The 13,269-nt window shown below is 62.5% G+C and carries 15 protein-coding genes and 1 pseudogene; 5 read left to right on the forward strand and 11 right to left on the reverse strand.

Features of this window, described 5'->3' with window-relative positions:
• Positions 1-97 precede the first annotated feature (97 nt).
• Positions 98-1,111: a tRNA (adenosine(37)-N6)-threonylcarbamoyltransferase complex transferase subunit TsaD gene (tsaD, locus tag ENGE1_RS03460; RefSeq protein WP_043080751.1), complete on the forward strand. Its 1,014-nt coding sequence runs from the start codon at positions 98-100 to the stop codon at positions 1,109-1,111.
• A 36-nt stretch (positions 1,112-1,147) separates the two neighbouring features.
• Here the strand turns inward: tsaD and fic are convergent, their stop codons facing one another.
• From fic to ENGE1_RS03500, 8 genes are all read right to left on the reverse strand, one after another.
• Positions 1,148-2,224 carry a protein adenylyltransferase Fic gene (fic, locus tag ENGE1_RS03465; RefSeq protein ID WP_048254415.1) on the reverse strand — a complete coding sequence of 359 codons (1,077 nt, stop codon included), beginning with the start codon at positions 2,222-2,224 and terminating at the stop codon, positions 1,148-1,150.
• Between the two features lie 189 nt (positions 2,225-2,413).
• Positions 2,414-3,031: an urease accessory protein UreG gene (gene ureG / locus ENGE1_RS03470; RefSeq protein ID WP_045287297.1), complete on the reverse strand. Its 618-nt coding sequence runs from the start codon at positions 3,029-3,031 to the stop codon at positions 2,414-2,416.
• A gap of 9 nt (positions 3,032-3,040) precedes the next feature.
• On the reverse strand, positions 3,041-3,715 hold the full coding sequence (locus ENGE1_RS03475) for an urease accessory protein UreF (RefSeq protein WP_048254413.1): 675 nt from the start codon (positions 3,713-3,715) through the stop codon (positions 3,041-3,043).
• Entirely contained in the window at positions 3,715-4,179 is a 465-nt protein-coding gene (gene ureE, locus ENGE1_RS03480) for an urease accessory protein UreE (RefSeq protein ID WP_048254412.1), read from the reverse strand. Before ureE ends, ENGE1_RS03475 begins: the two co-directional genes overlap by 1 nt.
• Before the next feature lie 9 nt (positions 4,180-4,188).
• On the reverse strand, positions 4,189-5,892 hold the full coding sequence (gene ureC, locus ENGE1_RS03485; RefSeq protein ID WP_048254411.1) for an urease subunit alpha: 1,704 nt from the start codon (positions 5,890-5,892) through the stop codon (positions 4,189-4,191).
• A complete protein-coding gene (locus ENGE1_RS03490) occupies positions 5,889-6,206 on the reverse strand; it encodes an urease subunit beta (RefSeq protein ID WP_045287293.1) in 318 nt (105 codons plus the stop codon). Before ENGE1_RS03490 ends, ureC begins: the two co-directional genes overlap by 4 nt.
• A 13-nt stretch (positions 6,207-6,219) precedes the next feature.
• Positions 6,220-6,522: an urease subunit gamma gene (locus ENGE1_RS03495; RefSeq protein ID WP_048254409.1), complete on the reverse strand. Its 303-nt coding sequence runs from the start codon at positions 6,520-6,522 to the stop codon at positions 6,220-6,222.
• Between the two features lie 13 nt (positions 6,523-6,535).
• The gene (locus ENGE1_RS03500) at positions 6,536-7,360 is read right to left on the reverse strand and encodes an urease accessory protein UreD (RefSeq protein WP_048254407.1); all 825 of its coding nucleotides are present in this window, start codon (positions 7,358-7,360) and stop codon (positions 6,536-6,538) included.
• Positions 7,361-7,625: 265 nt separating this feature from the next.
• Here ENGE1_RS03500 and ENGE1_RS29455 point away from each other — a divergent pair.
• A pseudogene (locus ENGE1_RS29455) lies at positions 7,626-8,075 on the forward strand (STM2901 family protein).
• Positions 8,072-8,413, forward strand: coding sequence for a DUF1493 family protein (locus ENGE1_RS03510; RefSeq protein WP_306725741.1), 342 nt, complete (start codon positions 8,072-8,074; stop codon positions 8,411-8,413). Before ENGE1_RS29455 ends, ENGE1_RS03510 begins: the two are co-directional and overlap by 4 nt.
• Before the next feature lie 20 nt (positions 8,414-8,433).
• Here ENGE1_RS03510 and ENGE1_RS03515 read toward each other — a convergent pair whose 3' ends face one another.
• Entirely contained in the window at positions 8,434-9,897 is a 1,464-nt protein-coding gene (locus ENGE1_RS03515) for an MFS transporter (RefSeq protein WP_048254406.1), read from the reverse strand.
• Positions 9,898-10,008: 111 nt separating this feature from the next.
• Complete coding sequence (gene plsY / locus ENGE1_RS03520; RefSeq protein ID WP_043080740.1) at positions 10,009-10,635, reverse strand: glycerol-3-phosphate 1-O-acyltransferase PlsY; 627 nt, start codon at positions 10,633-10,635, stop codon at positions 10,009-10,011.
• 107 nt (positions 10,636-10,742) lie between these two features.
• On the opposite strand from plsY, the gene folB reads away from it, so the two are divergent.
• Together folB and bacA are read left to right on the forward strand one after the other, a co-directional pair.
• Positions 10,743-11,108, forward strand: a complete 366-nt coding sequence (gene folB / locus ENGE1_RS03525) for a bifunctional dihydroneopterin aldolase/7,8-dihydroneopterin epimerase (RefSeq protein ID WP_048254404.1) — start codon at positions 10,743-10,745, stop codon at positions 11,106-11,108.
• A 98-nt stretch (positions 11,109-11,206) separates the two neighbouring features.
• The gene (gene bacA / locus ENGE1_RS03530; protein WP_045287288.1) at positions 11,207-12,028 is read left to right on the forward strand and encodes an undecaprenyl-diphosphate phosphatase; all 822 of its coding nucleotides are present in this window, start codon (positions 11,207-11,209) and stop codon (positions 12,026-12,028) included.
• Here bacA and ENGE1_RS03535 read toward each other — a convergent pair.
• Positions 12,021-13,259, reverse strand: coding sequence for a multifunctional CCA addition/repair protein (locus ENGE1_RS03535; RefSeq protein WP_048254403.1), 1,239 nt, complete (start codon positions 13,257-13,259; stop codon positions 12,021-12,023). The genes bacA and ENGE1_RS03535 overlap by 8 nt on opposite strands.
• Positions 13,260-13,269 lie beyond the last annotated feature (10 nt).

Below are 13,269 nucleotides of genomic sequence, written 5' to 3' on the forward strand. Positions count from 1 at the left end.
GTAAGGGGGAAGAGTATACACGAAGTGGCCCCTCAGGGTATACATCGACCCGCATTCGCCCTACACTGCGCGGTATTGAAATGAGGTAAAACGAACCATGCGCGTACTGGGAATCGAAACATCCTGCGATGAAACCGGCATCGCTATTTATGACGATGAAAAGGGGCTTTTAGCCAACCAACTGTATAGTCAGGTGAAACTGCACGCCGACTACGGCGGCGTGGTGCCGGAGCTGGCCTCCCGCGATCACGTGCGTAAAACCGTGCCGCTTATCCAGGCCGCGATGAAAGAGGCGAATCTCGCGCCAAACGACATCGACGCCGTGGCCTATACCGCGGGGCCGGGCCTGGTGGGGGCTCTGCTGGTTGGCGCCACCGTCGGCCGCGCGCTGGCCTTCGCCTGGGACCGCCCGGCCATTCCGGTACACCATATGGAAGGGCACCTGCTGGCGCCGATGCTGGAAGAGAACCCGCCGGCGTATCCGTTTGTCGCCCTGCTGGTTTCCGGCGGCCACACCCAGCTGATTAGCGTCACCGGCATCGGTGAATACCAGCTGCTCGGCGAATCCATCGACGACGCCGCCGGCGAAGCCTTCGACAAAACCGCCAAGCTGCTGGGCCTCGACTATCCCGGCGGCCCGCTGCTGTCGAAGATGGCCGCTCAGGGCGTTGAGAAGCGCTTTGTGTTCCCGCGTCCGATGACGGACCGTCCGGGACTGGACTTTAGCTTCTCCGGCCTGAAAACCTTTGCCGCCAACACTATCCGCGACAACGGCACCGACGATCAGACCCGGGCCGATATCGCCCGCGCCTTTGAGGATGCGGTAGTGGACACGCTGATGATCAAATGCCGCCGGGCGCTGGATCAGACCGGCTTTAAGCGCCTGGTGATGGCGGGCGGCGTCAGCGCCAACCGCACCCTGCGGGCGAAGCTCGCGGAGATGATGCACAAGCGCAAGGGCGAGGTGTTCTACGCCCGGCCCGAATTCTGCACCGACAACGGGGCGATGATCGCCTATGCGGGCATGGTGCGCCTGAAGGCGGGCGCCCGCGCCGATCTCGGCGTTACCGTCCGCCCGCGCTGGCCGCTGGCGGAGCTGCCCGCCGCCTGAGCCTACCGTTCCCCGGCGGCGCTGCGCTTGCCGGGGCTACGCGTTCAATTCCCGCAGCAGTCGGGTGTTGAGATACAGTTTTTCTCTTCCGGCACTCATCTCCTCCAGCACGCCGATCTCCACCAGCTGCTTCAGGTAGGCTGACGCCGTCTGCCGCTTCGCGACGCCGCGCTCAACGAGGTTATCGATCCGGCAATAGGGCTGGGCAAACAGCGCCTGAACAAGCTCATAGCTGTAAATTTTTGGCAGCTTCTCGCGCACATATTCCGTTGTTTCAGCAATCAGCGCCCGGATAACCGCAATTTTTTCTGTCGTCCAGCGGGCGGTGTTTTCTACCGCCTCCAGCATGAACCGTATCCAGGGCTGCCAGTCTCCCTCTGCGGTGACGTTGCGCAGAAGAGTGTAGTAATCATCTCGCCGTTCAAGAATAAAGCGTGAGAGATAGAGGATTGGCAGAGAGAGAAGCTCTGCCTGGATTAGATAGAGGATATTAAGGATCCGCCCGGTGCGACCGTTGCCGTCGTGGAATGGGTGGATGCACTCGAACTGGTAGTGGGCAATCGCCATCTTAATCAGCGGATCGAGATCGTCATCGCCGTGGATGAACCGCTCCCAGTTTGCCAGCAGGCCGCGGATCGCCTCTTCGCCTTCAGGAGGCGTGTAAACAATCGCCTTATCGCGATCGCGCAGGACGGTGCCCGGCGTTTTGCGAACGTCAGTCTGCACTTCGCGCAGGGTGGTGCAGATGAGGAGCGCCGTACTGGTGCAGAGCGGATACGTTTCAAGATGCCGATAGCTGTCGTAGAGCGCCGTCCGGTAGCGCAGCGCCTCTTTGGTGGCCGGGTCTGCGCCCTCTTCGCGATCGGCGTACTGAAACAGCCTGTCGCTGGTGGTGACGATATTCTCAATGCGCGAAGAGTCCTTCGCCTCCAGCATAGGCAGAATATTGATCAGCAGTCCCTGGTCGGGAAGCAGTTCACCCGCCGTTTTCAGCTCCGCCAGCGCCGCCCGCGCGCTGATGCAGGCTTTCAGCACATCGCGGGTCTCAACCTGTTCAGGCTCAGGCGGCAGCAGCGGCAGGTTGTTATATAGGATGTTTGGCTGCCAGGTCATATGTTTAAAAAAACCGTTTTTATCGACATATGGTCATCATATGTCGATACCATAAACATGTCACGCCAACATGTTTAAAAAAACGCGTTTTATCGACACGTCGTCAAAACGTGTCGATGCGATAAACCTGTTCGGGCGATATGTTTAAAAAAAAACGTTTTATCGACATATCGCCCGGAGCGTCTCCTGCTACGCCTTCAGCATCCCTTTATCTTCAAGAAAGGCGATAATTGTCTGCAGGCCTTCGCCCGCCTTCAGGTTGCTGAAGGTCCAGGGCTTGTCGCCGCGCATGCGGTTGGTGTCGCGCGCCATCACCTCCAGCGAGGCGCCGACGTAGGGGGCGAGGTCGGTCTTGTTGATCACCAGAAAATCGGATTTGGTGATCCCCGGCCCGCCCTTGCGCGGGATCTTCTCTCCTTCCGCCACGTCAATCACGTAGATGGTCAGGTCCGCCAGCTCCGGGCTGAAGGTGGCGCTCAGGTTATCGCCGCCGCTCTCGACGAAGATAAGCTCCAGGTTGCCGAACTTCTCGCTCAGCGCCTCGACGGCGGCGAGGTTCATCGAGGCGTCCTCGCGGATCGCCGTGTGCGGGCAGCCGCCGGTTTCGACGCCGACGATGCGCTCCGGCTCCAGTGCTCCGGCTTCGGTGAGGATGCGCTGATCCTCTTTGGTGTAGATATCGTTGGTCACCACCGCCAGCTGGTAGCGGTCGCGCATCGCCTTGCACAGCGCCTCCAGCAGGGCGGTTTTGCCGGAGCCTACCGGGCCGCCGACGCCGACGCGCAGCGGATGTTTATAGCTTGCCATACCTTCTCCTCAGGAACGGAACAGTCGGGAATATTGCGTTTCGTGGCGCGCCGAGGCGATAGCCGCCAGCGGCGTCGCCGAGCCGATGGCGTCGTCGGGGCAGTTCAGCCCGCGGTCGACGCCGTCGGCGTAGCGTTCGCACAGGGTTAAAATCAGCTGCTGGGCCGCCTGCTGGCCGAAGGGCACCAGCTTGACGCCCGCCATCACCGCGCTCTCTATCCAGCTGTAGCCCAGCACCAGCGCCAGATCCCTGAGCGGGATCTGCCACTGGACGCCGAGCCACGCCATGCCGCACAGCTGGCTCTGGCGAAACAGCGCGCGCCATTCGGGGGCGGCTTCCGGGCACCAGTCGCAGACCAGCCGGGTAAAGGCCGCGCCGCGGTTGCGCTCCTCGTCGCGCAGCTCTTTGGTCTCCCGGCAGGCCAGCAGCCAGCCGCTCCAGCGCGCCGCCGCCGCAATATCGTCCTGCTCGCAGGCGCGGTACAGCCGGGCGAACAGCGGCAGGTCGACGTGAAAAAAGCTCTTCTCCATCTGCTGGGTCTGCCAGCGGGCAAAGGCGTCGGCGCCGGTGACCCACCCCGCCTCGACGGCCCACTCCAGCCCCTGGGACCAGCTGTAGCCGCCCACCGGCAGGTTGCTGCTGGCCAGCTGAAAGAGGCGCAGCTGCTGTAGCGACGGCCCCATCAGTGGTCGTGATGATGATGGTGGTGATGTCCCTGCGCTTCGCTGGTGTAGGCTCCGGCCTCCGGCTCAAAGGGCAGGTCGGCGAACTCGACCGTCAGCCCCATCAGGGTGAGCATCTCATCCAGCACGTGGTCGTGGTGGTAGCGCAGCTCGTTGGGCAGGATCTGCAGCGGCACGTGGCGGTTGCCGAGGTGGTAGCAGGCCCTGGCCAGCTGGAACGGGTCGTCGCAGCGCACTACCGACACCGCTTCGGCGGCGGCAACCACTTCCACGCGCTCGCTGCCGTCTTCGCTGCCGAGAATATCGCCGCCGCGCAGCAGCAGGCCGCGGGGCAGCATCAGCCCGGCCTCGCGGCCGTCGCTGAGGGTCACTTTCGCCCGGCTCTTCACCCGCACGTCAATCGGCAGCGTGACGCGGGCGGTGATGGTGTGCGCGTGGTCAAGGCGCTGGGTCAGATACAGCATCGTTGCTCCTTAAAACAGAAAATAGCGCTGCGCCATCGGCAGCACCTCGGCCGGCTCGCTGACGATGGCCTTGCCGTCCACCCGCACCTCGTAAGTCTGGGCATCGACGGTAATGTCCGGCTGATAGTCATTGTGGATCATGTCGCGCTTCTTCACCGTCCGGCAGCCCTTCACCGCCGCAATCCGGCTTTTAAGCGCCAGCCGGTCGGCAAGGTTGTTGTCGATCGCCGCCTGCGGCAGAAAGGTCAGCCGGGTGTGGTGGCGGGCGCCGCCCAGCGCGCCGAACATCGGCCGGTAGTGCACCGGCTGTGGGGTGGGGATCGAGCCGTTGATATCGCCCATCGGCGCGGTGGCGATCATTCCGCCCTTGATGATGCAGGCGGGCTTGACGCCGAAGAACGCCGGAGACCAGACCACCAGATCCGCCAGCTTGCCCGCCTCGATAGAGCCGACCTCGTGGGCGATGCCGTGGGTCAGGGCCGGGTTGATGGTGTACTTGGCGACAAAGCGCTTGACGCGGAAGTTGTCGTTATCGCCGGTCTCCTCCGCCAGCGCCCCGCGCTGGACCTTCATCCGGTGCGCCACCTGCCAGGTGCGCAGGATAACCTCGCCGACGCGCCCCATCGCCTGCGAGTCGGAAGAGGTCAGCGAGAAGGCGCCCATGTCGTGCAGCACGTCTTCGGCGGCGATGGTCTCCCGGCGGATGCGGGACTCGGCAAACGCCACGTCCTCAGCGATGTCCGGCGACAGGTGGTGGCAGACCATCAGCATATCGAGGTGCTCATCGACGGTATTCACCGTGTAGGGCAGCGTCGGGTTGGTGGAGGAGGGCAGGATATTCGGGTGCGCGCAGGCGGTGATGATATCCGGCGCGTGGCCGCCGCCGGCGCCTTCGGTGTGGAAGGTGTGAATGGTGCGGCCGCCGATGGCCGCCAGGGTATCTTCCACAAAGCCGGATTCGTTGAGGGTGTCGCTGTGCAGCGCTACCTGGACGTCCATCTCATCGGCCACCGTCAGGGCGCAGTCGATGGCGGCGGGCGTGGCGCCCCAGTCTTCGTGTATTTTCAGGCCGATGGCGCCCGCCGCCACCTGTTCGCGCAGGGCCGCCGGGTTGGCGCTATTGCCCTTGCCCAGCAGGCCGACATTGACCGGCAGGCTGTCGACGGCCTGCAGCATCCGGCTGAGATACCACGGCCCCGGCGTACAGGTGGTGGCGAGGGTGCCCGCCGCCGGGCCGGTGCCGCCGCCGATCATGGTGGTGACCCCGGAGACCAGCGCCTCTTCCGCCTGCTGGGGCGAGATCCAGTGGATGTGGGTGTCTATCCCGCCGGCGGTGACTATTTTGCCCTCGGCGCCGATAATTTCGGTGGCTGCGCCGATGGGGATGGTGACGTCCGGCTGAATGTCCGGGTTGCCCGCCTTGCCGACGGCGACGATCCGGCCGTCCTTAACGCCGATGTCGGCTTTGACGATCCCCCAGTGATCGACGATCAGCGCGTTGGTCAGCACCAGATCGGCGCAGTCGTCGGCCAGCATCTGCCCCTGGCCCATGCCGTCGCGGATCACTTTTCCGCCGCCGAACTTGACCTCCTCGCCGTAGGTGGTGAGATCGTTTTCCACTTCGATCCACAGGTCGGTATCCGCCAGCCGCACCTTATCGCCGGTGGTCGGCCCGAACATGTCCGCGTAAGCCTGGCGTGAAAGGCTGCTCATGATTTTGCCTCCAGCTCGCCCATGACCCCGGCGCGAAAGCCGAAGATGCGCCGGTCGCCGCCGACGGCCACCAGCTCCACTTCCCGCTTCTGGCCCGGCTCAAAGCGCACGGCGGTGCCGGCGGGGATATTGAGGCGAAAGCCCCGGCACGGCTCGCGGTCGAATTTCAGCGCCGGATTAACCTCGTAAAAGTGGTAGTGGGAGCCGACCTGGATCGGGCGATCGCCGTGGTTTTCGACGATCGCGGTGCGGGTCTCGCGCCCGACGTTGATATCAATATTGCCGGACTGGATCCGGTATTCTCCTGGGATCATCGCCGCCTCCTCCTTACAGGATCGGGTTGTGAACGGTCACCAGCTTGGTGCCGTCCGGGAACGTGGCTTCCACCTGAATGTCGGGGATCATCTCCGGCACGCCCTCCATCACCTGATCGCGGTTCAGCACGTGGCGGCCCTCCTGCATCAGCGAGGCGACGGTTTTGCCATCGCGGGCGCCTTCCATAATGAAGGCGCTGATCAGCGCCACCGACTCGGGATAGTTGAGCTTCACCCCGCGGGCGAGGCGGCGCTCGGCCACCAGCGCGGCGGTAAACAGCAGCAGTTTGTCTTTTTCTCTGGGCGTCAGTTCCATGGTTGTCTCTTTGTTATGTCAGCCAGATGCGGGGAGGGACGGGGTCTTTGTGCAGCAGGGCCGGGCGCATCAGCTGCCAGACGGTGCGCATCGCGCGCTGGCAGATAAGGTTATCGTCGCTGAGAAAGCGCACGCTCATCAGCGCGTCGGTCAGCGTCGCCCCGGCGTAGCTTTCCAACGGCGCCAGCGCCCCGCGCACGGTTTCAAGTATCGCCTCGTCGGCGGGGTAAAACAGCAGCGTGCCGACCCAGGGCTGATTCGCCACCGGGCTGAGATCGCCGTCGGCAAGGGTCAGGCGCTCGATCAGCAGCGGCGCGTCGTCGAGCCACACCTCCAGCCGGTTGACGATCTCGCCTTCGCTGAAGGCGACACCGTTCACCGGCCTGCCGAGGCAGAACAGCTCCCAGGCCAGCAGCCGCGAGCCCGAGGTGAGCTGAAAGCGGGTGCTGAGCCGGGCGCGGGCAGCCGGAAAGAAGATCGTGTCCTGCGGCAGCCATTCGAGGGTGGCGTTTTCGCCCACCGTCATGCGCTGGCTGAGCCGGCCCTCCGCCCCGGCGCTGCGGTAAAACTTGCTGGCGCCGGGCATGGTGATCAGCGCGTGGCTGCCCGCCTCAAGCGTGACCTCAATATCCAGCTCGTCGCCGCCGACGATGCCGCCGGGCGGGTGCAGCAGATAAAGGTGACAGGTTTCCCCTTCGGGATAGAACGGGCGCTGCACGGTCAGCGGCCCGACGTGGGCCGCGCGGGCCAGCACCGTGCGCTCGGAGTCCCGGCGAAACTGCAGACTCAGCGATGCTTGCCAGCCGACTCTGCTACAGGAGGATGCGTTGCCCTGCACGTGAGTGCCTCTAATAAACGGTAGATACAGTTAGGGTGAGTATTGATCGGCCCGGCGGCCCACTGGTCATATGAAAAGCTTATGAGTGGGGCGGCGATGAGGGCTGATAATGCCCGGCATGAGTAGCATAGTCTGGAGAGAGGCAATGGATCGTCAACAGCAGAAAAGCGGGCCATTTTCGGATAGGTTCTGATTAATATTCTGGTGATTAAAACGAAAGCCTGTGTTACCTAATTGATAACATGAATGTTATCGGAGCAAGGTTATGGATACGACCGAAGAGCTTGGTGAAACTTATTTCTATAAAGGGATGAATAATTTGACTGCGGGAGAGCTGTTTTTTTGGGTCTTTCTTGAAAAAGCTCAGCAACACTTTGGTGTAGAAGACATTGTTGCTCTCGCACTCATCATATTGGGACAGCCGACACTCGGAACAAGAGGCAAGCCCATTGGCTCAACGAAAGGGACCAGTATTTTGAGCAGTAATTTAAGGCGGCTGCTCGATATCGAAACGGGAAGAAGATGACCAACATTAACGACGGGATCGATCAGTCGGCTGAAGTTTAGCTACGTGACTAACTTAGGCGCGTTTGCCGGTCGATGGATACCGGTGCTTGGTATTATGTATATGATAGGAGAAGTGAGCTACATCGCCGCCAGGGCCACCATGACATATAACACGATAGCCAGGAAAAATGACAAGCTATGGTCATGAGCAATCGAATCGAAGCTGAAGTGCTTGACTGGTATGCGCAAACCTGGAATTTACCGGGCATCACCGGGAAACAGCATCCTCTCTCGCCAGAGACCGCGCTAAACACGGGGGATAGCCCGTGGGCGCCTGAAGCGGGTGACGACATTATGCGTGATTTTTTTGCCCGTTTTGACGTCAACCCCGCTGGATTTGACCTTATCCGCTACTGGCCCGTCGAAAAGGGCATTATCCCGAATTTTCTGCGGCCTCGCTCAAAGCGCGTATATCCCGGCATGCCGGAGCCACTTACCTTATCTATGCTGATTGCCTCAGCAAAGGCCCGGCGCTGGATATATTGAAAAGCGCCTGGCCCACGCCGCTACCCCCGATAATCCTCCGCATCAATATCATAGCCCGACGGCTCCCAGCGGATCGCCAGCAGCGACAGCAGGCCAATCAGCGGCGCGGCGGCGATTACCCAGAATACGCCGGTGTCAAAGGCGGCCACCAGCAGCGGGAACAGGAACAGCGACAGGGTCGAGCTGCTGCGCATCAGCGTCTGATTGAGGCCGACGCCGACGCCGCGCAGGGAGGTCGGGTAGCTCAGCGAGGCGAAAGTCATGGTGTGGGCCCCGGGGCCGAAGCCCTGGCCGAACAGGAACAGCGCCAGCATCGCCACGGCGATAATGCCGTCGGCGGCGTCCGCCGGGCGGCCGATAATCGCCAGGACTACCAGCGCCGTCAGCTGGCAGGCGTAGCCGCCCAGCGACATTTTCCACGCCCCGATGCGCGGCACCAGCCGCACCGCCAGCAGGCCGCCGGTAAAGGCGAACAGCAGGTTCAGCGCCAGCGAGATCAGAATGGTGGTCAGCATCGACTGGACGAAGAAGCTGGCGATAATCACCGGCAGGCCGAAGGCCACGGCGTTGTAGGCGAACGAGGACACCATGGAGAGCAGCGTCGCCAGCGTCGTGCGCCGCAGATAGCGGCCGCGAAACAGGCTGAGGTAGTTCCCCCAGCGGGCCCGGTGCACCACCGGAGCGGGCGCAGCCAGCGCCTCCTGCGGCACGCGGGCGTTGATGTTGTACGCTTTGCGCAGGATTGCGGCGGCCTCCTGCAGGTTGCCCTGATTGGCAGCCCATACCGGCGATTCGCTCATGTAGCGGCTGCGGATGGCGATAATCACCAGCGCGGGCACCGCGCCAAAGCCGAGGATAATCCGCCACAGCCAGTCGCTGTGGGAGGCGGGCAGCACGGTGTAGAACAGCAGTACCAGCAGGTAGGAGATACTGATTGCCGCATACCACGTCGGGCACCACATGGCGACGCTGGCGGCCTTATTGCCCGGTCCTTTCAGGCGGGCAAACTCGCTGAGGAAGGCCATCGCCACCGGCAGATCGATGCCGACGCCCAAACCCATCACAAAGCGCGCCCCCGCCAGCACGTATTCGTTCGGCGCCAGGGCGCAGGCGATGGCCGCGACCACGAAGAACACCATATCGGCCATAAAGACCCGGTAGCGGCCAATTTTATCCGTCAGGTAGCCGCCGAGCAGCGCGCCGACGATGGCGCCGAAGGTAATGGCCGAGGCGACCATGCCGGTGCCGGCCGGCGTCAGGCCGAACTCGCGGGTGATATCTTTCAGGCCGAAGGCCAGCGCCCCGAGATCGTAGGCATCGAGGAAAATGCCGCCCAGCGCGATGGCGATGACGATGCGGGCATTGCTGCGCGCCTGGGTGGCGTCGTTAACCAGCCGCGAGACGTCGGCGGCGCTGCGCACCCACTGGATCTCGCCGGAATTTTGCGGTGCAACGGCGGCCGCGGTTGGAAGTACGTCTGTCATGGTGTTGTTCTGCGCTTATGGGAAATTAGCGCAGAGCATCTCACAGACATATAGACGTCTAAAAGGCGAGATGGTTATGTGTTATAACCAAAAGATGTAAAAAACCCGGAATTACTCCGGATCCTTCTCTGCGGGCGCTTTCTTGCGCCCCAGCTTCGACCAGATGCGGCTCTCTTCCCGCCGCCACAGGCGCTGGATATTGTCGTGGTGGCGCAGCAGGATCAGGCAGGAGAGCATGGAGACCGGGAAGGTGTACTGGGGCTTAAACCACCAGACGTAGAACGGGGCCACCAGCGCGCTGACGATGGCGCCCAGCGAGGAGTAGCCGCTGAGCAGCACGGTCAGCAGCCAGGTGCCCGCCATCACGCCGGTCAGATCCCAGCCGATGGGCGCGATGGCGCCGAAGGCGGTGGCGACGCCCTTGCCGCCGCGAAAGCCGAAGAATACCGGCCAGATATGGCCGATACAGGCGGCAAGTGCCACCATACCTATCCAGAACGGCGTGAGCCCCAGGCCCCATGCGCCCCAGGTGGGCAACATGCCTTTAAGGATGTCGAAAACCAGTACCGCGACCGCCGCGCCCTTGCCGCCGAGGCGCAGCACGTTGGTTGCGCCGGGGTTGCCGGAGCCGTTGAGGCGCGGATCGGGAAGACCCGCGATGCGGCTGACCAGAATGGCGCTGGAGATGGAGCCGCAAAGGTAGGCGAGGAGAACCATTCCTGGCGCGATTACACTCATGACTCTGTTCCGTTTAGAAAATGTATCGGTATTCTCTTCATCTGTGGATAATACGCATAAATCGCCGGAAGTGGTATCCGGCCGGGACAAAAAGCAGGCAGGGCGTGATGGATATTGTGTTTTTAGAGCAACTTTCGGTCATCACCACCATCGGTGTGTACGACTGGGAGCAGACCATTGAACAGCGGCTGGTGTTCGATATCGAAATGGCGTGGGACAATCGTAAAGCGGCTGCCAGCGATGCGGTAGAGGACTGCCTGAGCTATGCCGATATCAGCGAAGCGGTGATTGCCCACGTTGAGGGCGGTAAATTTGCGCTGGTGGAGCGGGTGGCGGAAGAGGTCGCTCAGCTGCTGTTAAGCCGCTTTAACTCGCCGTGGGTCAGAATCAAGGTCAGTAAACCCGGCGCTGTGGTGCGGGCGGCCAACGTCGGCGTCGTGATTGAGCGTGAGCAAATTCTGGAAAACTCATAATAATTTCATCTTTTTTAAACAAAATAGCGCTATTCGTGTCTTAACAGCCGGACAATGTTGAACGGCTTTTTTCTTGTTATTTTTTAAGGGTTAATGTAATGAACGATATGCACTCGCTGCTGATAGCGGCAATTTTGGGTGTGGTCGAAGGAGTGACTGAGTTTTTACCCGTTTCCAGCACCGGCCACATGATCATCGTCGGCCACCTGCTGGGCTTTGAGGGCGACACCGCCAAAACGTTTGAGGTGGTGATCCAGCTGGGATCGATCCTCGCGGTGGTGGTGATGTTCTGGCGCCGCCTGTTCGGCCTTATCGGCATCCACTTTGGCCGCCCGCCGGTGCACGAAGGCCTGGGCGCCGGGCGCCTGTCGCTGATTCACGTTCTGCTGGCTATGGTCCCGGCGGTGGTGCTGGGGCTGGTGTTCCACGATTTTATTAAATCGCTGTTTAACCCGGTAACCGTGATGTACGCCCTGGTGGTCGGCGGCCTGCTGCTGATCGCCGCCGAGCTGTTCAAGCCGAAGGAGCCGAAGACCCAGGGTCTGGACGATATGACCTACCGCCAGGCATTTTTGATCGGCTGCTTCCAGTGCCTGGCGCTGTGGCCGGGCTTCTCCCGCTCGGGCTCTACTATCGCCGGCGGCATGCTGCTCGGCATCAGCCGCTACGTGGCGGCGGAGTTCTCCTTCCTGCTGGCGGTGCCGATGATGATGGGCGCCACCGCGCTGGACATCTACAAGAGCCTCGGCTTCCTGACGGCGGCCGACATTCCGATGTTTGCGGTCGGGTTCGTCACCGCCTTTATCGTGGCGCTGATTGCGATTAAAACCTTCCTGCACATCATCAAGCGCATCACCTTTATTCCGTTCGCCATCTACCGCTTTATCGTGGCGGCGGCGGTCTACGCGGTGTTTATGTAGTCTGCGGACAGCGCTGTTCTTTCCACTGCGCGACGGCGGCCACCCGGCGTCGCGTCAGCTCCTCCCGCACCTCCGGCCCCTTAAAGCCCGCGTCAATCACCGGTTTCGTCGGTACCGCCCGCGCCACCTCCCACGCTTCGCGCAGCAGTCTGCCTTGCGGATAGTCGCGCGCCTCAAAGCCGGTGCGCCCGCGCACGTCGGCTTCGCTGGTGAGCGCCAGCTGCTCCACCCGCTGCGGCCTGCGCCAGGCATCAATGGCGTCAAACAGCTTCACCACCGTGGCGGGCTTGAGAACCGGGAAGGTGTGTATCAAGTCGTGGTACTCCGCCACCAGCTTCGCCAGATCGCGCATCTCGTTGGGTATGCGCAGCCGGGCGCAGAGGTTTTCCACCAGCTTGACGCCCGCCGGGCCGTGGCCGTGGTGGCGGGGCCACAGCGCCTTCGGCGTCAGCCCTTTACCGAGGTCGTGGCACAGCGTGGCGAAGCGCACGTCGACGGCCGGGGTCAGCATTGCCGCCATGGAGAGGGTCATCAGGACGTGGACGCCGGTGTCGATCTCCGGGTGCCATTTAGCCGGGGCGGGCACGCCGAACAGGGCGTCAATTTCGGGAAACAGCACTTTCAGGGCGCCGCAGTCGCGCAGGGTCTGGAAGTAGACCTGCGGGTTGCGGGTGCCGAGCGCGCTCTCCGTCTCTTTCCACACCCGCTCCGGGATCAGATGCTCCAGCTCCCCGGCGGCGGTCATCGCCTGCATCAGGGCCATCGTCTCATCGGCAATGCGAAAGCCGAGGTGGGCGTAGCGGGCGGCAAAGCGGGCCACCCGCAGCACCCGCAGCGGATCTTCGCTGAAGGCCGGCGAAACGTGGCGCAGCAGGCGCGCCTGCAGGTCCCGCTGGCCGCCGTAGGGATCGATAATCGCGCCCGCGTCGTCCTGCGCGAGCGCGTTTACGGTGAGGTCCCGACGCAGCAGGTCCTGCTCGAGGGTGACATCGGGGGCGGCGTAGCAGGTAAAACCGGTATAGCCTGAGCCGGACTTGCGCTCGGTGCGGGCGAGGGCGTACTCCTCGTGGGTGTGCGGGTGCAGAAACACAGGAAAATCGCGGCCTACCTGCTGGTAGCCCGCGTCAAGCATCTGCTGCGGCGTAGCGCCGACAACAACCCAATCTTTGTCTTTTACCGCCAGGCCCAGTAGCGCATCGCGCACCGCCCCGCCAACCAGATACTGCTTCACGCCGCCATCC

Source organism: Pluralibacter gergoviae ATCC 33028 = NBRC 105706, from assembly GCF_001598855.1.
GTDB classification, from domain to species: domain Bacteria; phylum Pseudomonadota; class Gammaproteobacteria; order Enterobacterales; family Enterobacteriaceae; genus Pluralibacter; species Pluralibacter gergoviae.